This window comes from Polymorphospora sp. NPDC051019 (genome assembly GCF_040683055.1).
Classification (GTDB): domain Bacteria; phylum Actinomycetota; class Actinomycetes; order Mycobacteriales; family Micromonosporaceae; genus Polymorphospora; species Polymorphospora lycopeni.
Map to the genome: position 1 here is coordinate 892,490 of NZ_JBFBCH010000001.1, position 22,185 is coordinate 914,674.

Below are 22,185 nucleotides of genomic sequence, written 5' to 3' on the forward strand. Positions count from 1 at the left end.
GGGGCAGGTCGCCCGGCGGCCCGCGCCCAGACAGTCCGGATGGGAGACAGCGCGCGGGACGGACGGGTCCGTCGACGGCACCTTTCGTGTGCCGTTCCTCGGGCTTTTCCGGGGTCGGCTTCGCCGTCCCCGGGTTCGCCGCCGCTCATCCCCCTGCCCGCGCGCCGACCGGCACGCGAGGAAAGCAGGGGCAGCACCATGGCGAACGTCTCCACCGACGAGGCGATGCGCCGCGCGATCGCGCTGGCCGCCCGGGGGCTCGGCACCACCAGCCCCAACCCGGTGGTCGGCTGCGTGTTGCTCGACCCGTCCGGCGAGGTCGTCGGCGAGGGATTCCACGCCTACACCGGCGGTCCGCACGCCGAGATCGTGGCGCTGGCACAGGCCGGTGAGCGGGCCAAGGGCGGCACCGCCGTCGTCACGCTGGAGCCGTGCAACCACACCGGCCGCACCGGCCCGTGCGCGCAGGCGCTGATCCAGGCCGGCATCTCCCGGGTCGTGGTCGCGGTCAGCGACCCCAACCCGGTCGCCTCCGGGGGCGCGCACACGCTGCGCGAGGCCGGGATCGAGGTGGTCACCGGGGTCCGCGCCGCCGAGGCGGAGGCCGGCAACATCGCCTGGCTGACCTCGGTACGCCGCGGCTGGCCGTACGTGACCTGGAAGTACGCCGCCACCCTCGACGGCCGGTCCGCCGCCGCCGACAACACCAGCATGTGGATCACCTCCGAGGCGGCCCGGATGGACGTGCATGCCCTGCGCGGCACCGTCGACGCCGTCCTGGTCGGCGTCGGCACCGTGCTCGCCGACGACCCCCGGCTCACCGCCCGCAACCTGCGTGACGGCAGCCTCGCCATCCGGCAGCCGCTGCGGGTCGTGGTCGACTCCTCGGGGCGTACCCCGGAACAGGCCCGGGTCCGCGACGGCGCCGCCGGGACCTGGGTGGCGACCGCCGACGAGGTCGGCACCGTCGACGGCGGGCGGGTCGACCTGCCGGCGCTGCTCGCGGCCCTGGACCGGCGCGGTGTCCGGTCGGTGCTGCTGGAGGGCGGGCCGACGCTCGCCGGGGCGTTCCTGGCCGCCGGCCTCGTCGACCGGGTGATCGGGTACGTCGCGCCGAAGCTGCTCGGCGCCGGCCCGGCCGCCCTGTCCGGGGCCGGCGTGACCACGATCGCCGAGATCATCGAGCTGGACTTCGTCGACATCACCCAGGTCGGCCCCGACCTGCGGTTCACCGCGGTTCCCCGCAAGAGGGAGGGCTAGGGCATGTTCACCGGCATCGTCGAGGAGCTCGGCGAGATCATCCGGGTCACCGACACCGGCACCGACTCGGTGCTCGTCGCCGTACGCGGCCCGGTGGTCGCCCCGGACGCCCGGCACGGCGACTCGATCTCGGTCAACGGCGTCTGCCTGACCGTCGTCGACGTCGACGGCGACGTGTTCACCGCCGACGTGATGGGCGAGACGCTGCGCCGTTCGTCGCTCGGCGCGCTGGCCGAGGGCGACCGGGTGAACCTGGAGCGGGCCGCCACGCTCGCCACCCGGCTCGGCGGTCACCTGGTGCAGGGGCACGTCGACGGGGTGGCCACGATCACCGCCCGCGAACCCGCCGAGAAGTGGGAGACGGTGCGGTTCTCGCTCCCCGCCGACCTCGCCCGCTACGTGGTCGAGAAGGGCTCGATCACCGTCGACGGGGTGTCGCTGACCGTCGTCGACGTGGACGACGACTCGTTCTCGGTCGGTCTGATCCCGACCACCCTCACCCTGACCACCTTCGGCCGCAAGGGCGTCGGTGACCCGGTCAACCTGGAGGTCGACGTGATCGCCAAGTACGTGGAGAAGCTGCTGGGCGGGACCGGCGCCGCGTCGGCCGCGCCGCTTTCGGGGCGGTCGTGATGGGCACCTTCGGCACCATCGAGCAGGCCGTCGCCGACATCGCGGCCGGCCGCCCGGTCGTCGTCGTGGACGACGAGGACCGCGAGAACGAGGGCGACCTGATCTTCGCCGCCGAGCTGGCCACCCCGGAACTGCTGGCGTTCATGGTCCGCCACACCTCGGGCTACATCTGCGCGCCGCTGACCGAGGCCGACGCCGACCGGCTCGAACTGCCGCCGATGTACCACACCAACCAGGACCGGCGCGGCACCGCGTACACGGTCACCGTCGACGCCCGCGAGGGGGTCAGCACCGGCATCTCGGCCGCCGACCGGGCGCACACCATCCGGCTGCTCGCCGACGCGGCGACGTCGCCGGCCGACCTGGCCCGGCCCGGCCACGTGGTGCCGCTGCGGGCCAAGGCCGGCGGGGTCCTGCGCCGGCCCGGGCACACCGAGGCCGCCGTCGACCTGGCCGTGCTGGCCGGCCTGCGACCGGCGGCGGTGCTGTGCGAGCTGGTCAACGACGACGGCACCATGCAGCGGCTGCCGGACCTCGCCCGGTTCAGCGCAGAGCACGGACTGACGCTGATCACCATCGCCGACCTGATCGCCTACCGGCGGCGTACGGAGAAGCAGGTCGAGCGGGTCGCGGAGGCCCGCATCCCGACCGCGCACGGGGTGTTCCGGGCGGTCGGCTACCGCGCCGAGTACGACACCAACGAGCACATCGCCCTGGTCGCCGGCGACCTCGGCGACGGTGAGGACGTGCTGGTCCGGGTGCACTCGGAGTGCCTGACCGGGGACGTGTTCGGTTCGCTGCGCTGCGACTGCGGCCCGCAGCTCGACGCGGCGCTGGCCCGGGTGGCGCAGGAGGGGCGCGGGGTCGTGCTGTACGTGCGCGGCCACGAGGGGCGCGGCATCGGGCTGCTGCACAAGTTGCAGGCCTACCAGTTGCAGGACCTGGGGCGCGACACCGTCGACGCCAACCTGGAACTGGGCCTGCCGGCCGACGCCCGCGACTACGGCACCGGCGCCCAGATCCTCTACGACCTCGGCGTCCGGTCGATGCGGCTGATCACCAACAACCCGGCGAAGCGTGCCGGGCTGGAGGGTTACGGCCTCAAGATCGTCGGCGGGGTACGGCTGCCGGTGCGCTCGCATCCGGAGAACGTGCGCTACCTGCGCACCAAGCGTGACCGGATGGGACACCTGCTCGACGAGCTGGACAACGAGACGGGCCGGCTCGACGCCGTCGCCGACGGTACGGCGTAGAGCGGTCCACCGGTCTTTCCACGGAACGGAGTCTGACGATGGCGGGATTCGGTGCCCCCGGGGTGTCCACGGTGGACGCGGGCGGGTTGACGCTCGGCGTGGTCGCCGCGCGCTGGCACGGGCAACTGGTCGACCACATGCTCGACCGGGCGGTCGCGGCCGGCAAGGCGTGCGGCGTACGCGAGGTGGTGGTCGCCCGGGTCGCCGGGTCGGTGGAGCTGCCGGTGGTGGCGCAGGCGCTGGCCCGCCGCTGCGACGCGGTGGTGGCGCTCGGTGTGGTCGTACGCGGCGAGACCGCGCACTTCGACTACGTGTGCCAGTCGGTGACCGAGGGGCTGACCCGGGTCGCGCTCGACGAGTCGACCCCGGTCGGCCATGGCGTGCTGACCGTCAACACGATCGAGCAGGCCCGGGACCGGGCCGGGCTGCCCGACTCGGCCGAGGACAAGGGCTGGGACAGCGCCGTCGCGGTGCTCGACGCCGCCCTGGCCATCCGCGCCCTCTGACCCCCGCGCTCTTCCATCCCCGCGATCTTGCGGTTGTCTCCTCCCTTTGTCGGGTTTGCCCGGCGACAAGTGCAAGATCGCGGGGGAGTCAGAGGCGGCCGGCCTCGATGATGCGGCGCAGGAACTGCCTCGTACGCGGCTCGGTCGGGTCACCGAACACCCGCTCGGGCGGTCCCTGCTCGATCACCCGGCCGCCGTCGAGGAAGCAGACCCGGTCGGCGACCTGACGGGCGAAGCTCATCTCGTGGGTGGCCAGCACCATCGTCATCCCGTCCGCCTTCAGGTCGCGGATCATGGTCAGCACCTCGCCGACCAGTTCCGGGTCCAGGGCCGAGGTGACCTCGTCGAGCAGCATCAGCCGCGGCGAGTTGACCAGTGCCCGGACGATCGCCACCCGCTGCTGCTGGCCGCCGGAGAGCCGGTCGGGGTAGGCGCCGGCCTTCTCCGCCAGTCCGACCCGGGCCAGCAGGTCGCGGGCCTGCGCCTCGGCGTCGGCCCGGTCCCGCCGGTGCACCCGGCGCGGGGCGAGGGTGATGTTGTCCAGCACCGTCAGGTGCGGGAACAGGTTGTACGCCTGGAACACGATCCCGATCCGCTGGCGTACCCCGTCGGCGTCGGTGCCGGGGGCGGTGATGTGGTCGCCGTCGAGGTGGATCGTGCCGTCGTCGATCTCCTCCAGCAGGTTGACGCAGCGCAGGAGCGTCGACTTGCCCGAGCCGGACGCCCCGATCAGCGCCACCACCTCGTGCTCGGCGACGTCGAGGTCCAGCCCGTCGAGTACGACGTTGCCGGCGAACACCTTGCGCAGGCCCCGGCAGGACAGCACCGCCATCTCATCCTCCTGCCTGGCGGCGGGCCGCCCGCAGCGTCACCCAGTCGGTGACCGCGATCAGCGGGATCGCCAGCAGCACGAAAAGCATCCCGGCCACGATGTACGGGGTGTAGTTGAACGTCTCGGCGGTCGCGATCTGCGCGGCGCGTACCGCGTCGATCGGACCGGCCAGCGACACCAGCCCGACGTCCTTCTGGAGCGCGACGGTGTCGTTGAGCAGTGGCGGCGCCACCCGGCGCACCGCCTGTGGCAGCACCACGTGCCGCATCGTCTGCCGGTACGTCAGCCCGAGCGAGCGGGCCGCCGCGAGCTGGCTCGGGTGCACCGACTCGATGCCGGCCCGGAACACCTCGGCCAGATAGCCGCCGTACGTCAGCACCAGGGCGGCGCCGCCGAGCACCAGCACGCTCGGCATGCCCTGCAGCCGCAGCCCGGGCACGCCGAGGGTGAGCACGTACAGCACGATGATCAGCGGCAGGCCGCGGAACGTGTAGGTGTAGCCGGTCGCCAGCGCCCGGACCGGGAAGAAGACCGCGCCGCGCAGGGTGCGCAGCAACGCGATCAGCAGGCCGAGGGCGAGCGCGCCGAGCGCGCAGAAGACCAGCAGCCGTACGTTGAGCCACAGTCCGGTGAGGACGGCCGGGAACGCGTCGCGGGCGATGTCGAGGTCGAGGAACGACGCGCGGACCCGCTCCCAGCCGGGCGCACCGGTGACCGCGACGACGAGCAGGGTGCCGAGCACCCCGGTCGACAGTGCGGCGACCAGCACCGAGCGGACCGTCTGCCGCCTGCGGTAGGCGGCCCGCTCGAGCTGGTGCTTCGACGGGGTGTGCGGTGTCACGTGAGTTCGGGGGCGCCCGCCACTTGGGCGAGCCACTTCTTCTCCAACTCGGCGAGCGTGCCGGCCCGGCTCAGGTCGTCGACGGCGGTGCTGACGCAGCCGGTCAGCGCCGATCCCTTGTCCAGGACCAGGCCGAACAGCTCCGGTACGCCGACCTGCGGCACCTGGCCGACGATCTTCGCGTCGGTGATCTCCGCGGCGGTGATGTAGAAGGCGGTCGGCAGGTCGACCACGAGACCGTCGATCTGGCCGTTCTGGAGGGCCTTCTTCGCGTCGTCGTTGCTGTTGTAGACCTGCGGCTGGCTGCTGGGCTGGACCAGTTCGGTGATCGCCGAGTAGCTGGTGGTGCCGACCTGGGCGCCGAGCTTGGCGTCCTTGAGGTCGGCGAGCGAGGTGGCGCCGGCGATCTTCGACGACTTCAGCGCGATGATCGTCTGCCGCACCTTGTAGTAGGGGGAGGAGAAGTCGACGGCCTGCTTGCGGGCGTCGGTGATGGAGAACTGGTTGATGTCGAAGTCGAACTCCTTCGGCCCCGGGGCGATCGCGTTGTCGAACCGGACCCGGGTCCAGACCACGTCCTCTTTGGCGTAGCCGAGCTTCTCGGCGATCGCGTACGCGACGGCGGACTCGAAGCCCTCGCCGTTGGCCGGGTCGTTGCCGCTGAACCACGGCTCGTACGCCGGGTCGTCGGTGCCGATGGTGAGCTTGCCCGCGGTGCGGGTCGGCAGCGACTCCTTGGTGCAGGTCGATCCGCCGGCGGGGGTGCCGGTGGCGGTGGGGGTGGGTTCCTCGGGGGCGCAGCCGGTGAGCGCGACCAGTACGGCGGCGGTCGCGGCGAGGCGCGTGACGGTGGTGGATGGGCGTGCCATGGCTGGTGAGCATAGGGCGCGCGGTGACGTGGATCGTCAACCGTCACACCATCGCGACTTCCCTGTGACCTGCCCCACGTGACGACGCGGCCGGTCACCCCCGTCCCGGCTCCCGCGATCTTGCGGTTATCTCCCCCTTTCGGGGCTTTTGTCGGGCGACGAGTGCAAGATCGACGGGGGTTGGCGCGGCCGTGCCGGGCCAGGGGATGGGGAAGGGGGAGGGCCGGCGGCGGGGCCGCGCCGGGGAGGCTGCGAGAATCCGTGACCGTGAAGACGTTCGAGGAGCTGTTCGCCGAACTCCAGGCCAAGGCCGCCGCCGGCACCCCGGGATCGGGGACGGTGGCCGCGCTGGAGCGCGGCGTGCACGCGATCGGCAAGAAGGTCGTCGAGGAGGCGGCCGAGGCGTGGATGGCGGCCGAGCACGAGGGCCCCGAACGCGCCGCGGAGGAGATCTCCCAACTGCTCTACCAGGCCCAGGTGCTGATGCTCGCCACCGGACTGGAGCTCAAGGACGTCTACCGACATCTGTGACGTGCCCGTCGACCGACCGGAAACGTCATAAGGAGCACCACAGATGCTGCGGATCGCCGTACCCAACAAAGGCACCCTCTCCCGTCCGGCCGCCGACATGCTGCGCGAGGCCGGCTACCGCCAACGCACCTCCGACCGTGACCTCGTCTGCCAGGACGAGGGCAACGACGTCGAGTTCTTCTACCTGCGCCCCCGCGACATCGCCACCTACGTCGGCTCCGGCGACCTGGACCTCGGCATCACCGGCCGCGACCTGCTCGTCGACTCCGACAGCCCGGCCACCGAGATCCTCGACCTGAACTTCGCCGCCGCCTCGTTCCGGTTCGCCGCCCGGCCGGGCACCCTCGGCCCCGACGGCGACGTCAGTGGCCGGCGGATCGCCACCTCGTTCCCCGGTGTCGTCGCCCGCCACCTCGCCGAGCACGGCCGCGAGGCCGAGGTCATCCGGCTCGACGGCGCGGTCGAGAACGCCATCCGGCTCGGTGTAGCCGACGTCGTCGCCGACGTGGTCGAGACCGGCGCCACGCTGCGCCAGGCCGGCCTGGTCGTCGTCGGCGAGCCGATCCTGCACTCCACGGCGGTGCTGATCGGCCGCTCCGACGCGCCGTCCGCCCCGACCACCGGCGCCGACGCGGCCGGCGGCGGCGCCGGCCCGGCCGCGCCGCTGAGCGGCCAGGCGGGCCAGCTCATCCGCCGGCTCCAGGGCGTCCTGGTCGCCCGCCGTTACGTGATGCTCGCCTACGACGTACGCGCCGACCTGCTCGACCAGGCGTCCGCGCTGACGCCCGGCATCGAGTCGCCGACCATCTCGCCGCTGCACCGCGAGGGCTGGGTCGCCGTCCAGGCGATGGTGCGGCGCGACGCCGTACACCGGATCATGGACGAGCTGTACGATCTGGGCGCCCGGGCGATCCTGGTCACCGTCATCCACGCCTGCCGGCTGTGAGACCGGCCGGATCCGGCCCGAGCGGCCGGCGCGGGGCCGGGGTCCGAGGGCCGGTCGTGAAGGCGCTGCCCGGCTGGGCGGCCCTCGGTCTGGCCACCGTCGGCGGGGTCGCCTCGGCGGCGCAGAGCGCGACCAACGCCGAACTCGGCGCCCGGATGGGCAACGCCGCCCTCGGCGCGGTGGTCAACAACGCCGTCGGTACGGCCGTCCTACTCGTCGGACTGCTGGTCATGCCGTCGATGCGTAGCGGCCTGCGGGCACTGCGGCGGTCCGGGCTGCCGTGGTGGGCCTACCTCGGTGGGCTCGGCGGCGCGTTCTTCGTCACCGCCGCCACCTACGCCGTACCGGTGCTCGGCGTCGCCCTGTTCACCATCGCCCAGGTGACCGGCAACAGCTTCGGCGGGCTGGCGGTCGACCGCGGCGGCCTGGCACCCGGCGGACGTCTGGCGCTGACCTGGCCACGGGTGGCCGGCGCCCTGCTCGGGATCGGCGCGGTGGCGCTGGCCCAGGTCGGCCGCCCGTACGGCGACCTGGCGCTGGCCGGGGTCGCGCTCGCGGTCGCCGGCGGCCTTGCCGTGGCGTTGCAGTCGGCGCTCAACGCGCGGCTCTCGGCGGCCAGCACCAATGCCGCCGGCACCGCCGTCAACTTCGCGGTCAGCACCCCGGCCGTCGTCGCCGCCGCGGTGGCGCTCGGCATCGTGCCGCACCTGAGCGGGCCGTGGCCGACCGACTGGTACCTCTACGTCGGCGGCGTACTCGCCGTGATCATCGTGGTGATCCTGCTGCTCAGCGTCCGGTCCGTCGGCGTACTGCGGACCGGGCTGGCCATCGTCGGCGGCCAGCTCGGCGGCGCGCTGCTGCTCGACCTGATCGTGCCCGGCGGCCCCGGTGCGAGCCTCGCGGTGCTGGCCGGCGCGCTGCTGACGGTGGTGGCGGTGGTCGTGTCCGGCCGGGTCGTCCGCCCCGCCCCGGCCGGCTCCTGACCCCCGCGCCCGTCCGGCCCCGCCTATCGTGGCGGCATGTTGGACGAGATCAATATCCGTCACCAGGTCGCCTACGACGAGATCGCGGAGCGGTTCGCCGAGATCAATGCCGAGATGCCAGCCGGCTACCTCGTACCGGCGCAGGAGTTCGGGAAACTCGCCGAGGCCGGCCCGATTCTGGACCTCGGCTGCGGTGCCGGTCGGGACATGGCGTACTGGGCGGACCGCGGCCGCCGGGTGGTCGGGCTGGATCTGTCACTCGGCATGCTCCGGCAGGCTGCGGCCCGTTGCGGGCAACCCCTGGCCCAGGGCGACATGTGCGGCCTGCCGTTCCGGGCCGGGGTCTTCACGGGAGTCTGGTGCTCGGCATCGCTGCTGCACCTGCCTAAGGCGCTGGCCCCGGTGGTACTCGCCGAGGTCGCCCGGGTGCTGCGGCCCGGTGGCGTGCTGATGGTCGCACTCAAGGAGGGCGGTGGGGAGGGCTGGGAGGACGAGTCCTTCTGGAACGCTCCCGGCGGCGTCACCCGCTTCTTCGCCCGGTACGCCTCGACGGAGGTCGACGCGCTGCTCGCCGCCGACTTCGACACCCGGGTGCAGCGCCGGTACACCTCCGAGATCGGCACCGCCTGGCTGACCCACCTGGCCGTCCGGCGGCCCTGACCGCACACCGGCGCGACCGGCCGGTCAGGGGATCGGGCCGCTGCGCAGCGTCAGCCGTACGGTGCTGCCGGACGGGGCACTGCTGCCGCCCGCCGGCGACTGGGCGGAGACCCAGGTGCCGAGCCCGGTCAGCGTCGGCCGGAAGCCGGCCGCGATGACCTGTTGCCGGGCCGGCACCATGGGCAGGCCCACGACGTGCGGCACCGGGCGTAGCGGCACCTGGAAGTCGAGGGTGTACGCGCAGTTCGCCCCCGTCATCGCCGGCATCCCGATCAGGTGGCTGCCGGCGTAGAACTCCTGTTCCGGGGTCAGGTTCAGCGGCGGCGGCACGAGGTTGTCCGGTACCCGGCCGGGCAGGTGCGGCGAGTGCTCGGGCCAGAGGTACTTGGCGAAGAACATGGTCACCAGGTCGGCGGCGGCCAGGGCCAGCGGCGGGCACGGGCCGCGTTCCGGGTCGCACGGCGTCTGGCCGGCGGGCAGGTAGTCGAAGTGGCGGCCGTTGGCGAACGTCGCCCGGTGCCGGGGGATCGGCAGCGCCGACCACTGGGCGGCGTTGAGTTCGGTGAAGGAGTCCTCGGCCGGATGTCCCGCGACGATCAGCTTCGGCCGGTTCAGGGCGGCGATCGGCAGCGTGACGTTCAGTTCCTGCCAGGTGCCGCTCAGCCCGGCGTACGCGGCCACGGTCGGGGTGACCGTCGCGAACCAGGCGGTGAGAAGCGCCCCGTACGAATGTCCGGCGACGCCGGTCTTCTCCGCCGGCATCAGGACGTCGCTGTGTTCCCAGCTCTGCCGCATCCAGTTCAGCAGCGTCCCGAGCACCGGTACGGACGGGTGGCTCGCGTTCTGCGGAAGGATGGATATGTGGGTCAGTTCCGGGACCGCCACGACGTAGCCGCTGCGGGCGAGTTGGGCCGGCAGTTGGATCCACTTGCGGAAATGGTTCGGATCATTGGCGCAGTGACCGTGCGCGAAAATGATCAGTGGATAACGTCCGCAACCGTCGAGGATCGGAGCCGTGGCCACCGCGCCGTCGAGACTGGGAAAGAAGACCCGGACCCGGGTCGGTGCGCCCTCCGCGGGGGAGTATTCCCGCATCCCGTGGAAGACCGGGGTCAGTGCGCTCGGCTGCCAACCGATCGGGCAGCTCGCGGGCGGTGGTGTCGGTCCCGTCATGAGGCAATCATTCGGCGGTTCCGGGCGACAATCGAGAAGACTATCGCGTAGCCGTCAGTGCCCTTTTCCGGTGATATTGGAAAGTCCGATCAGCGATGCCCGCGGGATCGGAGAAATGGTGTTCGCCGATCATTCGCCGAGGCGGCGGGTCGTTCTCGGGGCGCCGGGGACGGGGCCGTTCCGGGGCCGGGTGCGACATCGCGGCTGATCGATGCGGCACACTGGGGTGGTGAGTGACTCCGCTGTCGTGCGGCTGCGGCCGCGGCGAATCCGCAAGACCTGCTGGGCCCTGGCGGCGGCGGTGGTCGTCCTGTTCACCGTGGTCGGGACCGCGCTGCGCGGACCGACCGGTGACGGAATGGGTACGTTCCAGCGCGGTGACCAGTTCGCGATGATCGGTCTGGGCGTGTTGATCGCCGCCGGCATCCTGATGTTCACCCGTCCCCGGGTCGAGGCCGACGCCGAGGGGGTCCGGATCCGCAACGTGCTCGGTTCCTGGGACCTGCCGTGGGATGTCGTCCGGTCGGTCCGGTTCGACCGCGGCTCGGCGTGGGCCAGCGTGGAACTGCACGACGACGAACTGATCCCGGTACTGGCGTTGCAGGTGGTCGACAAGGAGCACGCCGTCGAAGGCGTACGGGCACTGCGTGCCCTGCACGCCGACGCCGGGGTGTCGGCCCCCACGCCCGGCTGACGCCGTCGTCGGTCGGTGCCGAAGCGGCGCGACCCGGGCCGGTGGGGCCGTGTGTGTAGATGTGAGCAGCGCGGCCGGGGTCGTGCGTGTAAATGTGAGCAGCCTGGTAGACTTTTCAGCGTCGACCAGGCTGCCCGCATGGCAGCCACGAAGCGGAGCGCCTGCTCCCACCCGGATCGCCGCGACAGGTGATCGGGTCCGGTCAACCCGGGAGGGTTCGTCCCTACCCGGGTGTCACGTCCGCGTGCGCGGGTCGTGGCCGACCGGTCGAGCAGGCCCTGGCATGCGCCGGGGCCTTCTGCTTTCCGGGTCGGTGTCCCGTCCGGGACACCGCCGGGAGTCGGCGCCAAGGTGATAACAGACTGAGGAGGCCACATCAGCGTCGAGCCACGGGTGAACGAGCAGATCCGGGCACGTGAGGTCCGACTCGTCGGCCCTGAGGGTGAGCAGGTGGGCATCGTCCCGCTGGAGCGTGCCCTGCAGTTGGCCGCGGACGTCGACCTGGACCTGGTCGAGGTTGCGCCGATGGCGCGCCCGCCGGTGTGCAAGCTCATGGACTTCGGAAAGTTCAAGTACGAGAGTGCACTCAAGGCGCGCGAAGCCCGGCGTAACCAGCAACAGACCGTCATCAAGGAAATGAAGCTGCGGCCCAAGATCGACCCGCACGACTACGAGACCAAGAAGGGTCACGTGGTGCGGTTCCTCAAGGCGGGCGACAAGGTCAAGGTGACGATCATGTTCCGCGGTCGCGAGCAGAGCCGTCCGGAGCTGGGCTACCGGCTCCTGCGCCGGCTCGAGTCGGAGATCTCGGAGCTGGGATACGTCGAGGCCGCCCCCAAGCAGGACGGCCGAAACATGATCATGGTTCTGGCGCCGCACCGCGCCGTCAAGGCGTCCGCCGTGGCCGCCACCGCCGCCCGTGGCGGAGCGCCGCGTGACCGTGACACCGAGGCGGCACCGGCCAATCCGGCCGGTCCGGCCCGAGCCGCCGGGGACACCGGCACCGCCGCCGACAACAGCGGCGAGTAACAGGGGAGAGACGTTTCAAATGCCGAAGATGAAGAGCCACACCGGTACGGGAAAGCGGGTCCGGGTGACCGGCCGCGGCAAGCTCCGTACCGAGCAGGCCGGCAAGCGCCACCTGCTGGAGGGCAAGCCCTCCACCCGTACGCGCCGGCTGACCGGCACGGTCGAGGTGGCCAAGGCTGACGTCAAGCGAATCAAGAAGCTGCTCGGCCGCTGACGCGCGCCACCCGACTGACCTAAGGAGTAGTTGAGATGGCACGCGTCAAGCGGGCAGTCAACGCCCAGAAGAAGCGCCGCACCCTGCTGGAGACCGCCAGCGGCTACCGCGGCCAGCGCTCGCGCCTGTACCGCAAGGCCAAGGAGCAGGTGCTGCACTCGATGCAGTACGCCTACCGGGACCGTCGCGACCGCAAGGGCGACTTCCGGCAGCTCTGGATCACCCGGATCAACGCGGGCGCCCGCGCCAACGGGCTGACCTACAACCGGTTCATCCAGGGCCTGCGGCTCGCCGGTGTCGAGGTCGACCGCAAGATCCTGGCCGACCTGGCCGTCAACGACGCGGCGGCGTTCACCGCGCTCGTCGAGGTCGCCAAGGCCGCGGTCGCGGCCGAGGGCACCGGTGGCCCGGCGGCCCAGGCCGCCTGATCCCCTGAACCATGGTCGAGGCGTCCCGCGTGTTGTCCGGACAGCATGAGGGGCGCCTCGACCATGTCTGGGCGGCGGAGCCCCGCTTCACCGCGCGTACGCCGCGGGTCGTCGCCGCCCGCCGGCTGCACCGCCGCCGGGACCGGGAGGCGACCGGCCGGTTCCTGGCCGAGGGCCCGCAGGCGGTCCGCGAGGCGCTGACCGCCGCCGGTGGCGTACACGAACTCTTCGGCACCGACGACGCGTTGCGCCGGCACGACGAGCTGGTCGCCGCCGCCGTCGCCGCGGGCGTACCGGTGTCGCCGGTGACCGGCGACGGCCTGGCCGCGCTGACCGAGACGGTGGCCCCGCAGGGGGTCGTGGCCGTCTGCGCGCAACGACACGTGCCGCTGGCCGCCGCGCTGGCCGGGGCACCCCGGCTGGTCGCCGTCCTCGCCGGGATCCGCGATCCGGGCAACGCCGGCACCGTGCTGCGTACGGCCGACGCCGCCGGCGCGGGCGCGGTCGTCTTCGCCGGCGATGCCGTCGACCCGTACAACGGCAAGTGCGTCCGGGCGACCGCCGGCAGCCTCTTCCACCTCGACGTGGTGCGCGACGGCGACCCGGCCGCGGTCGTCGCCGCGCTGCGCGGCGCCGGGCTGACCGTGCTGGCCGCCACCGGGTACGGCGACACCGACCTCGACGACCTCGCCGACGACGGCGGCCTCACCCGGCCCACCGCGTGGCTGTTCGGGTCGGAGGCCCACGGCCTGCCGCCGGAGCTGGCCGCGGCCGCCGACGCCCGGGTCCGGGTGCCGCTGCACGGCCGCGCCGAGAGCCTGAACCTGGCTGCCGCGGCGGCGGTATGCCTGTACGCTTCGGCCAGAGCACTTCGTAACAGGGAGCCCCGCAGATGAACGAGCACGGCACGAGCGAACGCGGCCGGTCCGACGCCGCCGCGCGCCGCCGCTCGTTTAGCCAGCCCGCCGGTCGCGGCGGGCGGTGGGGCTGAACCATCCCTTGATCGTCGACCGGCGGGCTGCGGCACAGCCGCGCGTCCGTAGACTCTCCACCGCCGTCCGGAACACGTGACGCCACGCGCCGCGTCGACCACGTCGCGCCCGCTCACCGCGTGCGTCCGGGCCGCGCCCGACGTGAAGGAGTGCCCGCCCGTCATGACCTACCGCAACGACCCGTACGACCCCAAACAGGTCGCGTTGCTCGACCAGAGTGCCCTCGACGAAGCCGTCGCCGCCGCCGAGAAGGCGTTCGCCGATGCCGGTGACCTCGACGCCCTCGCCGCGCTGCGCCCGGCACACCTGGGCGACCGGGCCCCGGTGTCGCTGGCCCGCCGCGAGATCGGCGCACTGCCGCCGGCGGCGAAGTCCGACGCGGGCAAGCGCGTCAACCAGGCCCGGACCACGATCCAGGCCGGCTTCGACGCCCGCCAGGTGGTGCTGCGCGAGGAGCAGGCGCAGCGGGTGCTGGCCGAGGAGCGGGTCGACGTCAGCCTGCCCGGCGACCGGCGCCCCCGCGGCGCGCGGCACCCGTTGAGCACCCTCATGGAGCGCATCGGCGACCTGTTCGTCGGCATGGGCTACGAGATCGCCGACGGCCCCGAGGTCGAGCTGGAGTGGGCCAACTTCGACGCGCTGAACATCCCGCCGGACCACCCGGCCCGCGGCCTGATGGACACCTTCCACGTCGCCGCGGCCGACGGGTCCACGGAGGGCTCCGGGCTGGTGCTGCGTACGCACACCTCGCCGGTGCAGGCGCGCACGATGCTGACCCGCACCCCGCCGATCTACGTCGTGGTGCCGGGCCGGGTCTACCGCACCGACGAACTCGACGCCACCCACACGCCGGTCTTCCACCAGGTCGAGGGCCTGGTGGTCGACAAGGGCATCACGATGGCGCACCTGCGCGGCACCCTGGACCACTTCGCCCGGGCCATGTTCGGACCGGACGCGCGGACCCGCTGGCGGCCGCACTACTTCCCGTTCACCGAGCCGTCGGCCGAGTTCGACGTGTGGTTCGCCGAGCACCGCGACGGTCCGCGCTGGGTCGAGTGGGGCGGCTGCGGCATGGTCAACCCGAGGGTCCTGCGGGCCTGCGGCATCGACCCGGAGGTCTACTCCGGGTTCGCGTTCGGGATGGGCATCGAGCGCACGCTGATGTTCCGGCACGGGGTCAGCGACATGCGCGACATGGTCGAGGGCGACGTGCGGTTCACCCGCGCCTTCGGCGTCGAGATCTAGCGGCCGAGTCCTGGGAGACACGAAGACATGCGAGTTCCTATTTCCTGGCTGCGCGAGCACGTCGACCTGCCCGCCGACCTGACCACGGAGCGCCTGGAGCAGGCCCTGGTCGGCCTCGGCATCGAGGTCGAGTCCATCGTGGACCTGCGCGCGACGGTGACCGGCGGGCTGGTCGTCGGCGAGGTGCGCGAGATCGAGGAGCTGACCGGGTTCAAGAAGCCGATCCGGTTCTGCCGGGTCGACGTCGGCGACGCCAACGGCACCGGCGAGCCGCAGGAGATCGTCTGCGGGGCGACCAACTTCGCCGTCGGCGACCGGGTCGTGGTGATCCTGCCCGGCGGCGAGCTGCCCGGCGGGTTCCGGATCGGCGCCCGCAAGACATACGGCCGCAACTCCAACGGCATGATCTGCTCGGCCCGTGAGCTGGGGCTCGGCGAGGACCACGCCGGCATCATGGTGCTGCCGGCCGACAGCCCCGCCCGCCCGGGCGACGACGCGCGGCCGGTCGTCGGGCTCGACGAGATCGTCGTCGAGGTCGAGATCACCCCGGACCGTGGCTACGCCATGTCGGTGCGCGGCATCGCCCGCGAGCTGGCCCACTCGTTCGGGGTGCCGTTCCGCGACCCCGGCCTGGTGCCGGCCCCGGCGGCGACCCCGCAGCCGGCATACCCGGTCGAGGTCCGTGACCCGCTCGGCTGCGACCGGTTCGCCGGCCGGGTGGTCCGGGGCGTCGACCCGACGGCCGCCTCGCCGGAGTGGATGACGCGCCGCCTGACCCTGGCCGGCATCCGCGCCATCTCGCTGGCGGTCGACATCACCAACTACGTGATGCTCGAACTGGGCCAGCCGATGCACGCCTTCGACCTGGCCCGGCTCACCGGCCCGCTGGTGGTCCGGCGGGCCACGGCGGGGGAGAAGCTGACCACGCTCGACGGGGTGGCCCGGGTCCTCGACGCCGAGGACATGGTCATCTGCGACGACACCGGCCCGATCTCGCTGGCGGCGGTGATGGGCGGGCAGACCAGCGAGGTCATGCCGGACACCATCGACGTGCTCTTCGAGGCGGCGCACTGGGACCCGGTCATGGTCGGTCGCACCGCCCGCCGTCACAAGCTGTTCAGCGAGGCCGCCAAGCGGTGGGAGCGCGGCGTCGACCCGGCGCTGCCGCTGGTCGCCATCGAGCGCGCGGTCAGCCTGCTCACCGAGCACGGCGGCGGCACGGCCGGTGCCGAGATCCTCGACTTCGACGAGGTCGCCCCGCCGGTGCCGGTCGAACTCGACGTGACGCTGCCGGCCCGCCGGGTCGGTGTGGCCTACCCGCCGGCCCGTGTGGTCGCCCTCCTGGAGGAGATCGGCTGCACCGTCACCTCGGCGGGTGGCGCCGCGCCCGGCAGCGGCACCGGCGACCGGATCGGCGTCACCCCGCCGACCTGGCGGCCCGACCTGACCGACCCGGCCGACTTCGTCGAGGAGGTCGCCCGCCTCGACGGATACGACAACGTCCCCGGGGCGTTGCCGCTGGCCCCGGCCGGCCGGGGCCTCACCGACGATCAGCGCCGGCGCCGCTCCATCGCCCGTACGCTCGCCGAGACCGGGTTCGTCGAGGTGCTGTCGTATCCGTTCGTCGGCCCCGAGACGCTCGACGCCCTGGGGCTGCCGGCCGACGACGCCCGCCGGTCGGCGGTGCGGCTGGCCAACCCGCTGTCCGACGAGGAGCCGCTGCTGCGGACGACGCTGCTCGGCCCGCTGCTGGGCGTCCTGCGCCGCAACGTCGGCCGCGGCCACCGCGACCTGGCGCTGTACGAGATCGGCATGGTGTTCCAGCCGCGTCCGGGTGCCGGCCGTCCGCCGGCGATGGGGGTCGACGACCGGCCGTCGCCGGCCCGGTTCACCGCCGCCGACGCGACCGTGCCGCACCAGCCGTGGCACGTGGCGGCGGCGCTCGCCGGCGAGGTCGATCCGGCCGGCTGGTGGGGCGGCGGCCGCCCGGCCGACTGGTCCGACGCGGTGCAGGCCGCCCGGACCGTGGTCGAGGTGGCCGGCATCCCCGGCGACCGGGTCACCGTCCGCTCGGGTGACCGGGCGCCGTGGCACCCGGGGCGCTGCGCCGAGGTGCTTGTCGACGACGTCGTCGTCGGATACGCCGGTGAGCTGCACCCGCGGGTGGTGGCGGCGCTGGAGTTGCCCCGGCGCACCTGCGCTATGGAGCTGGACCTCGACACGCTGCCGGCCGCGCCGGTGGTGCCCGCCCCGCGGATCTCCGGCTTCCCGCCGGCGCTGATCGACGTGGCGCTGGTCGTCGACGCGGACGTTCCGGCCGAGTCGGTGCAGGCGGCCCTCACCGAAGGCGCCGGTGACCTGCTGGAGTCGGTACGCCTGTTCGACGTCTACACCTCCGAGCAACTCGGTGCCGGTCGGCGGTCGCTGGCCTACAAGCTGACCTTCCGGGCGCCGGACCGGACCCTGACCGGCGAGGAGGCGGTGGCGGCCCGCGACGCGGCGGTCTCGCGGGCGGCGTCCCGGTTCGGCGCGGTGCTGCGCGGCGCCTGACCGTCGTGACGCCGGTCCTGGCCGTCTGCGCGCTCCTGGCCGCCTCCGCGGTGACGGCGGCCGGGATCGCGTGGTGGGTCCGGCGCCGCTGGCTCGTCGTGTCGATCGACGGCGACAGCATGCGGCCGACGTTGCGGCCGGGCGACCGGGTGGTCGCCCGGCGCACCACCCTGGCCGGGATACACCGCGGCGATGTCGTCGTGGTGCGGACACCGGCCGGCTGGCCCACCGGCCCGCCGGCCGGACTGCTGGTCAAGCGGGCGGTGGCGCTGCCGGGCGATCCGGCGCCGCCCGGCCTGCCGTCCGCACCGTCCAGCGCGCCGTCGGCACCACCCGACCGGCACCGGCTGGTGCCACCCGGTCATCTGGTGCTGTTCGGCGACAACCCTCCGGCCAGCCGTGACTCGCGGCAGGTCGGCTACTTCACCGAGGCCGACCTGCTCGGCGTGGTCGTCGCGCCGCGCCGGTTCACCGGTCGCCGCGACCCGACCTGACCCGCCGGATGCCGCCGGCCGGGTTTCCGGGCTGCCGGGACAGGCCGCCCCACCGGTGGTACGACTGACGGATGGGCATCGTCACGCCCGGTTTCCAGGGCCGCCGGCGCACCACGCAGCCGGCCCTGCCGCCCGGGCAATACCTGGTCGAGGACTTCCCGGTGCTGTCGGCCGGTCCGACCCCGCGGATCGACCTCGACCACTGGGAGTTCGTGATCACCACCGAGACCGGCGCGGAGCACCGCTGGACCTGGCCGCAGATGCTGGCGCTGCCCAGCGAGGAACCGACGGTCGACATCCACTGCGTCACCCGGTGGTCCAAGCTCGGCACCACCTGGCGGGGCGTCTCCCTGGACACCCTGCTCGCCGACGTCGAGACCGGCGCCGATCACGCCCTGGTCCGGTCGTACGGCGGCTACACCACCAACCTGCCACTGGCCGACCTGCGGGACGGGCAGGCGTGGATCGCGTACCGGTTCGACGGCGCGGACCTCGCACCCGAGCACGGCGGCCCGGCCCGGATGATCGTTCCGCACCTGTACTTCTGGAAGTCGGCGAAGTGGGTGCGCGGCGTCCGGCTGATGCGCGACGACGAGCCGGGGTTCTGGGAGACGGCCGGCTACCACGACTACGGTGACCCGTGGCGCGAGCAGCGGTATCAAGGGGACTGAGCCCGCGGCTCACCTGGCGGGTCGGCCGCCTGGTGGAAGCCCGCGACGAGACCCCGACCGCCCGGACGCTGGTCCTCGAGGTGGCCGGCTGGCCGGGCCACCTGGCCGGGCAGCACGTCGACGTACGGCTCACCGCCGAGGACGGATACCAGGCCTCGCGCAGCTATTCGCTGGCCGCGCCGGGCGACGGTGAGCGGGTCGAGTTGACCGTGCAGCGGGTGCCGGACGGGGAGGTGTCGGCGTACCTGGTCGAGACGTACCGGACCGGTGACCCGGTGGAGGTCCGCGGGCCGGTCGGCGGCTGGTTCGTGTGGCGGCCGGCGGACACCGCGCCGGTGCTGCTGGTCGCGGGTGGATCGGGGATCGTGCCGCTGATGGCGATGATCCGGGCCCGCCGGGCGGCCGGCAGCCGGGTGCCGTTCCGGCTGATCTGTTCGGCGCGTACGCCCGACGACCTGTTCTACGCCGACGAGTTGCGCCGCCGGGTCCGCGACGACGCCGGCCTGGACGTCGCGTACGTCTGGACCCGCCAGGCACCGCCGGAGTGGCCGGGGCCGCCCCGGCGGATCTCGGTCGCGGACGTGAACACCCATGGCTGGCCGCCGGACCTGGCACCCACCTGTTACGTGTGCGGGCCGACGGGGTTCGTGGAGGCGGTGGCCGACGTCCTCGTCGCGCTCGGGCACGACCCGCGCCGGATCCGCACCGAGCGGTTCGGCCCGACCGGAGGATGACATGACCGAGCGAAGTGACACCGGCACCATGACCGGGCGGTACGTCGACGGCAACTCGCTCGCCGGGCCGATGCGGGAGCTTTTCGCGGTGGACGTGACGGCGGCCGACGGCCGGTGCGCCTCGTGCGGGTTCGACGCGCCGGTGGCGACGCTGCTGGTCTTCGACCACGGGCCCGGACTCGTGGCGCGCTGCCCCAACTGTACGGAGGTGGTGCTGCGACTGGTCCGGTCGCCCGACTCGGCGTGGCTCGACCTGCGCGGAGTGGTGTGCCTCCGGTTGCCGATCCCGCCTGACGGACCGGCCACCGTTTGATCATTAGATGGACTGCATATTCTTGCGGTGGCTTGCTGCATCCTGATACCTTCGCTCGCATAGCAATACGGAGGTATACATGGGTATCAGGGTCGCGGTGGCCGGAGCGAGCGGTTACGCGGGCGGAGAACTGCTCCGCCTACTCGCCGGGCACCCCGAGTTCGACCTCGTCGCCGCCACCGCCCACACCCAGGCCGGCGCACGGGTCTCCGCCGTACATCCACAACTCGCCGGCCTCGACCTGACGCTCGCCGAGACCGGGCCGGCCACCCTGGCCGACGCGGACCTGGTCTTCCTGGCCCTGCCGCACGGCCAGTCCGCCGCGCTCGCCGCGCAGCTGCCCGCCGGTGTCCGGGTCGTCGACCTCGGCGCCGACCACCGGCTCGCCGACGCCGCCGCCTGGACCCGCTACTACGGCGGCACGCACGCCGGCGCCTGGACCTACGGCCTGCCCGAACTGCCCGGCGCCCGGGCCGCCATCGCCGGATCCGAACGGGTCGCCGCGACCGGCTGCTACGCCGCCGCGACCAGTCTGGCGCTCGCCCCACTGATCGCCGCCAGCGCCGTGGAGCCCGCCGACGTGGTCGTCGTCGCCTCCTCCGGCACCTCCGGCGCCGGCCGCGCCGCCAAGGTCAACCTGCTCGGCAGCGAGGTGATGGGCGACCTGACGCCCTACAAGGTCGGCGCCCATCAGCACGTGCCGGAGATCAAGCAGGCCACGGGAGCCACCGGTCTTTCGTTCACCCCGGTCCTCGCGCCGATGCCGCGCGGCATCCTGGCGACCGTCACCGCCCGGCCGACCGGCAGCGCCGACGCCCGCGAGGTGCTCGCCGCCGCCTATGCCGACGCCCCGTTCGTGCACCTCCTGCCGGAGGGCGCCTGGCCGCACACCGCCGCCACGCTGGGCTCCAACTCCTGCCACCTCCAGGTGGCCACCGACGTCGACTCCGGCCGGGTGATCGTCACCAGTGCCATCGACAACCTCGGCAAGGGCGCCGCCGGCCAGGCCGTGCAGTGCGCCAACCTGATGTTCGACCTGCCGGAGACCACCGGCCTGTCCGTATTCGGAGTGGCGCCGTGAGTGAGCGGAGCGAGGGAGCCGTGAGGTTCGGTGTTGGACACGGCGCCGCCGAGCGCAGCGAGGTGGCGTCGTGAGCGTGACTACGCCGAAGGGGTTCCGGGCGGCCGGTGTGACCGCGGGGCTGAAGTCGACCGGCGCGCGGGACGTGGCGCTGATCGTCAACGACGGCCCGGACGCCACCGTCGCCGCCGTCTTCACCAGCAACCGGGTCAAGGCGGCCCCCGTGCTGTGGACCCAGCAGGTCGTCCGGGGCGGCGTCGTGCGGGCGGTCGTGCTCAACTCCGGCGGTGCCAACGCCTGCACCGGTCCCTTGGGGTTCCAGGACACCCACTCCACCGCCGAACGCACCGCCACCGCGCTGAGCCGCTCCAATTCCCGGCTGCTCATCGGCGCGAGCGAGGTCGCGGTCTGCTCGACCGGGCTGATCGGGGAGCGGCTGCCGATGGACCGGCTGCTGCCCGGGATCGGTTCGGCGGTGCGGGCGCTGGCCCGCAGCGGCGGCCCCGCCGCCGCCGAGGCGATCATGACCACGGACACCCGTCCGAAGACGACCGTGGCCGCCGGCACCGGCTGGACCGTCGGCGGCATGGCCAAGGGCGCGGGCATGCTCGCCCCGGGGCTCGCGACGATGCTCGCCGTCCTCACCACCGACGCCGTTGCCGGGTCGGCCGCCCTCGACGAGGCGCTGCGGGCCGCGTGCCGGCGCACGTTCGACCGGGTCGACTCCGACGGTTGCATGTCCACCAACGACACGGTGATCCTGCTGGCCAGCGGAGCGTCCGGCATCGAGCCGTCGCAGGAGGAGCTGACCGCGACGGTGACCGCCGCCTGCCACGATCTGGCGCAGCAGCTCGTCGCCGATGCCGAGGGGGCCACCAAGCAGATCGCGATCGAGGTCTTCGGCGCGGCGACGGAGGACGACGCGGTCGAGGTCGGCCGGTCGGTGGCCCGCAACAACCTGGTGAAGACGGCCCTGTTCGGCAACGATCCCAACTGGGGCCGGATTCTCGCGGCGGTCGGCACGACCGCGGCCGCGTTCGAGCCGGACGGCCTCGACGTGGCGGTCAACGGGGTGTGGGTGTGCCGGTCCGGCACGGCCGCCGACGACCGGTCCAAGGTGGACCTGTCGGGCCGCGACGTCACGATCCAGGTGAACCTCAACGCGGGCGACGAGCGCGCCACCGTCTGGACCAACGACCTGTCGCACGCGTACGTGCACGAGAACTCGGCGTACTCGACATGAGCGCGAGGAG

At 73.1% G+C, this 22,185-nt stretch carries 25 protein-coding genes; 21 read left to right on the forward strand and 4 right to left on the reverse strand.

The window, feature by feature from the left end; all coding sequences use genetic code 11:
* Positions 1-198: 198 nt before the first annotated feature.
* From ribD to ribH, 4 genes are read left to right on the forward strand one after another with little or no spacing between them, the layout of a single operon-like run.
* On the forward strand, positions 199-1,260 hold the full coding sequence (ribD, locus tag AB0M79_RS04010) for a bifunctional diaminohydroxyphosphoribosylaminopyrimidine deaminase/5-amino-6-(5-phosphoribosylamino)uracil reductase RibD (protein ID WP_364207532.1): 1,062 nt from the start codon (positions 199-201) through the stop codon (positions 1,258-1,260).
* Between the two features lie 3 nt (positions 1,261-1,263).
* Entirely contained in the window at positions 1,264-1,893 is a 630-nt protein-coding gene (locus tag AB0M79_RS04015) for a riboflavin synthase (protein WP_357540081.1), read from the forward strand.
* On the forward strand, positions 1,893-3,146 hold the full coding sequence (locus tag AB0M79_RS04020; protein ID WP_357540083.1) for a bifunctional 3,4-dihydroxy-2-butanone-4-phosphate synthase/GTP cyclohydrolase II: 1,254 nt from the start codon (positions 1,893-1,895) through the stop codon (positions 3,144-3,146). Before AB0M79_RS04015 ends, AB0M79_RS04020 begins: the two co-directional genes overlap by 1 nt.
* Positions 3,147-3,184: 38 nt before the next feature.
* Entirely contained in the window at positions 3,185-3,652 is a 468-nt protein-coding gene (gene ribH / locus AB0M79_RS04025; RefSeq protein WP_364207535.1) for a 6,7-dimethyl-8-ribityllumazine synthase, read from the forward strand.
* Positions 3,653-3,740: 88 nt separating this feature from the next.
* On the opposite strand, the gene AB0M79_RS04030 is transcribed toward ribH, so the two are convergent.
* The 3 genes from AB0M79_RS04030 to AB0M79_RS04040 are packed head-to-tail and all read right to left on the reverse strand — an operon-like array spanning position 3,741 to position 6,194.
* Positions 3,741-4,484 (reverse strand): amino acid ABC transporter ATP-binding protein, encoded by a 744-nt coding sequence (locus AB0M79_RS04030; RefSeq protein ID WP_364207537.1) that lies wholly within the window; start codon positions 4,482-4,484, stop codon positions 3,741-3,743.
* Between the two features lies 1 nt (position 4,485).
* Positions 4,486-5,325, reverse strand: a complete 840-nt coding sequence (locus AB0M79_RS04035) for an amino acid ABC transporter permease (protein WP_364207539.1) — start codon at positions 5,323-5,325, stop codon at positions 4,486-4,488.
* Positions 5,322-6,194, reverse strand: a complete 873-nt coding sequence (locus AB0M79_RS04040; RefSeq protein ID WP_364207541.1) for an ABC transporter substrate-binding protein — start codon at positions 6,192-6,194, stop codon at positions 5,322-5,324. The genes AB0M79_RS04035 and AB0M79_RS04040 overlap by 4 nt, the downstream gene beginning before the upstream one ends.
* A gap of 261 nt (positions 6,195-6,455) precedes the next feature.
* Here AB0M79_RS04040 and AB0M79_RS04045 point away from each other — a divergent pair, with 261 nt between their 5' ends.
* Genes AB0M79_RS04045 through AB0M79_RS04060 form a run of 4 tightly spaced genes read left to right on the forward strand, consistent with a single transcriptional unit; the run spans position 6,456 to position 9,314 of the window.
* The gene (locus AB0M79_RS04045; protein ID WP_343221495.1) at positions 6,456-6,725 is read left to right on the forward strand and encodes a phosphoribosyl-ATP diphosphatase; all 270 of its coding nucleotides are present in this window, start codon (positions 6,456-6,458) and stop codon (positions 6,723-6,725) included.
* 43 nt (positions 6,726-6,768) lie between these two features.
* Positions 6,769-7,671 carry an ATP phosphoribosyltransferase gene (hisG, locus tag AB0M79_RS04050; RefSeq protein ID WP_364207544.1) on the forward strand — a complete coding sequence of 301 codons (903 nt, stop codon included), beginning with the start codon at positions 6,769-6,771 and terminating at the stop codon, positions 7,669-7,671.
* 56 nt (positions 7,672-7,727) lie between these two features.
* Complete coding sequence (locus AB0M79_RS04055) at positions 7,728-8,654, forward strand: DMT family transporter (RefSeq protein WP_364207546.1); 927 nt, start codon at positions 7,728-7,730, stop codon at positions 8,652-8,654.
* A 36-nt stretch (positions 8,655-8,690) separates the two neighbouring features.
* Positions 8,691-9,314, forward strand: a complete 624-nt coding sequence (locus tag AB0M79_RS04060) for a class I SAM-dependent methyltransferase (protein WP_364207548.1) — start codon at positions 8,691-8,693, stop codon at positions 9,312-9,314.
* Positions 9,315-9,338: 24 nt separating this feature from the next.
* On the opposite strand, the gene AB0M79_RS04065 is transcribed toward AB0M79_RS04060, so the two are convergent.
* A complete protein-coding gene (locus AB0M79_RS04065; protein WP_364207550.1) occupies positions 9,339-10,487 on the reverse strand; it encodes a PASTA domain-containing protein in 1,149 nt (382 codons plus the stop codon).
* Between the two features lie 229 nt (positions 10,488-10,716).
* Here AB0M79_RS04065 and AB0M79_RS04070 point away from each other — a divergent pair, with 229 nt between their 5' ends.
* The 13 genes from AB0M79_RS04070 (at position 10,717) to argJ (ending at position 22,175) form a co-directional block, all read left to right on the forward strand.
* Entirely contained in the window at positions 10,717-11,181 is a 465-nt protein-coding gene (locus AB0M79_RS04070; protein ID WP_364207552.1) for a PH domain-containing protein, read from the forward strand.
* 393 nt (positions 11,182-11,574) lie between these two features.
* A complete protein-coding gene (gene infC / locus AB0M79_RS04075; protein WP_364207554.1) occupies positions 11,575-12,210 on the forward strand; it encodes a translation initiation factor IF-3 in 636 nt (211 codons plus the stop codon).
* Between the two features lie 19 nt (positions 12,211-12,229).
* Positions 12,230-12,424 carry a 50S ribosomal protein L35 gene (gene rpmI, locus AB0M79_RS04080; protein WP_212817161.1) on the forward strand — a complete coding sequence of 65 codons (195 nt, stop codon included), beginning with the start codon at positions 12,230-12,232 and terminating at the stop codon, positions 12,422-12,424.
* A gap of 35 nt (positions 12,425-12,459) precedes the next feature.
* Positions 12,460-12,852, forward strand: a complete 393-nt coding sequence (gene rplT / locus AB0M79_RS04085) for a 50S ribosomal protein L20 (protein WP_212817162.1) — start codon at positions 12,460-12,462, stop codon at positions 12,850-12,852.
* 32 nt (positions 12,853-12,884) lie between these two features.
* Positions 12,885-13,748 (forward strand): RNA methyltransferase, encoded by an 864-nt coding sequence (locus AB0M79_RS04090; RefSeq protein WP_364207631.1) that lies wholly within the window; start codon positions 12,885-12,887, stop codon positions 13,746-13,748.
* 258 nt (positions 13,749-14,006) lie between these two features.
* Entirely contained in the window at positions 14,007-15,089 is a 1,083-nt protein-coding gene (gene pheS, locus AB0M79_RS04095) for a phenylalanine--tRNA ligase subunit alpha (protein WP_357540105.1), read from the forward strand.
* A gap of 27 nt (positions 15,090-15,116) precedes the next feature.
* The gene (gene pheT / locus AB0M79_RS04100; RefSeq protein WP_364207557.1) at positions 15,117-17,639 is read left to right on the forward strand and encodes a phenylalanine--tRNA ligase subunit beta; all 2,523 of its coding nucleotides are present in this window, start codon (positions 15,117-15,119) and stop codon (positions 17,637-17,639) included.
* 5 nt (positions 17,640-17,644) lie between these two features.
* A complete protein-coding gene (locus AB0M79_RS04105; RefSeq protein WP_364207559.1) occupies positions 17,645-18,133 on the forward strand; it encodes a S26 family signal peptidase in 489 nt (162 codons plus the stop codon).
* A gap of 71 nt (positions 18,134-18,204) precedes the next feature.
* Complete coding sequence (locus AB0M79_RS04110) at positions 18,205-18,804, forward strand: sulfite oxidase-like oxidoreductase (protein WP_364207561.1); 600 nt, start codon at positions 18,205-18,207, stop codon at positions 18,802-18,804.
* Positions 18,774-19,538: a ferredoxin reductase gene (locus AB0M79_RS04115; RefSeq protein ID WP_364207563.1), complete on the forward strand. Its 765-nt coding sequence runs from the start codon at positions 18,774-18,776 to the stop codon at positions 19,536-19,538. The genes AB0M79_RS04110 and AB0M79_RS04115 overlap by 31 nt, the downstream gene beginning before the upstream one ends.
* 1 nt (position 19,539) lies before the next feature.
* A complete protein-coding gene (locus AB0M79_RS04120; protein WP_364207565.1) occupies positions 19,540-19,851 on the forward strand; it encodes a DUF6510 family protein in 312 nt (103 codons plus the stop codon).
* A 79-nt stretch (positions 19,852-19,930) separates the two neighbouring features.
* Positions 19,931-20,932 (forward strand): N-acetyl-gamma-glutamyl-phosphate reductase, encoded by a 1,002-nt coding sequence (gene argC, locus AB0M79_RS04125; RefSeq protein WP_364207567.1) that lies wholly within the window; start codon positions 19,931-19,933, stop codon positions 20,930-20,932.
* 70 nt (positions 20,933-21,002) lie between these two features.
* Positions 21,003-22,175, forward strand: coding sequence for a bifunctional glutamate N-acetyltransferase/amino-acid acetyltransferase ArgJ (gene argJ / locus AB0M79_RS04130; RefSeq protein WP_357540118.1), 1,173 nt, complete (start codon positions 21,003-21,005; stop codon positions 22,173-22,175).
* Positions 22,176-22,185: the final 10 nt, after the last annotated feature.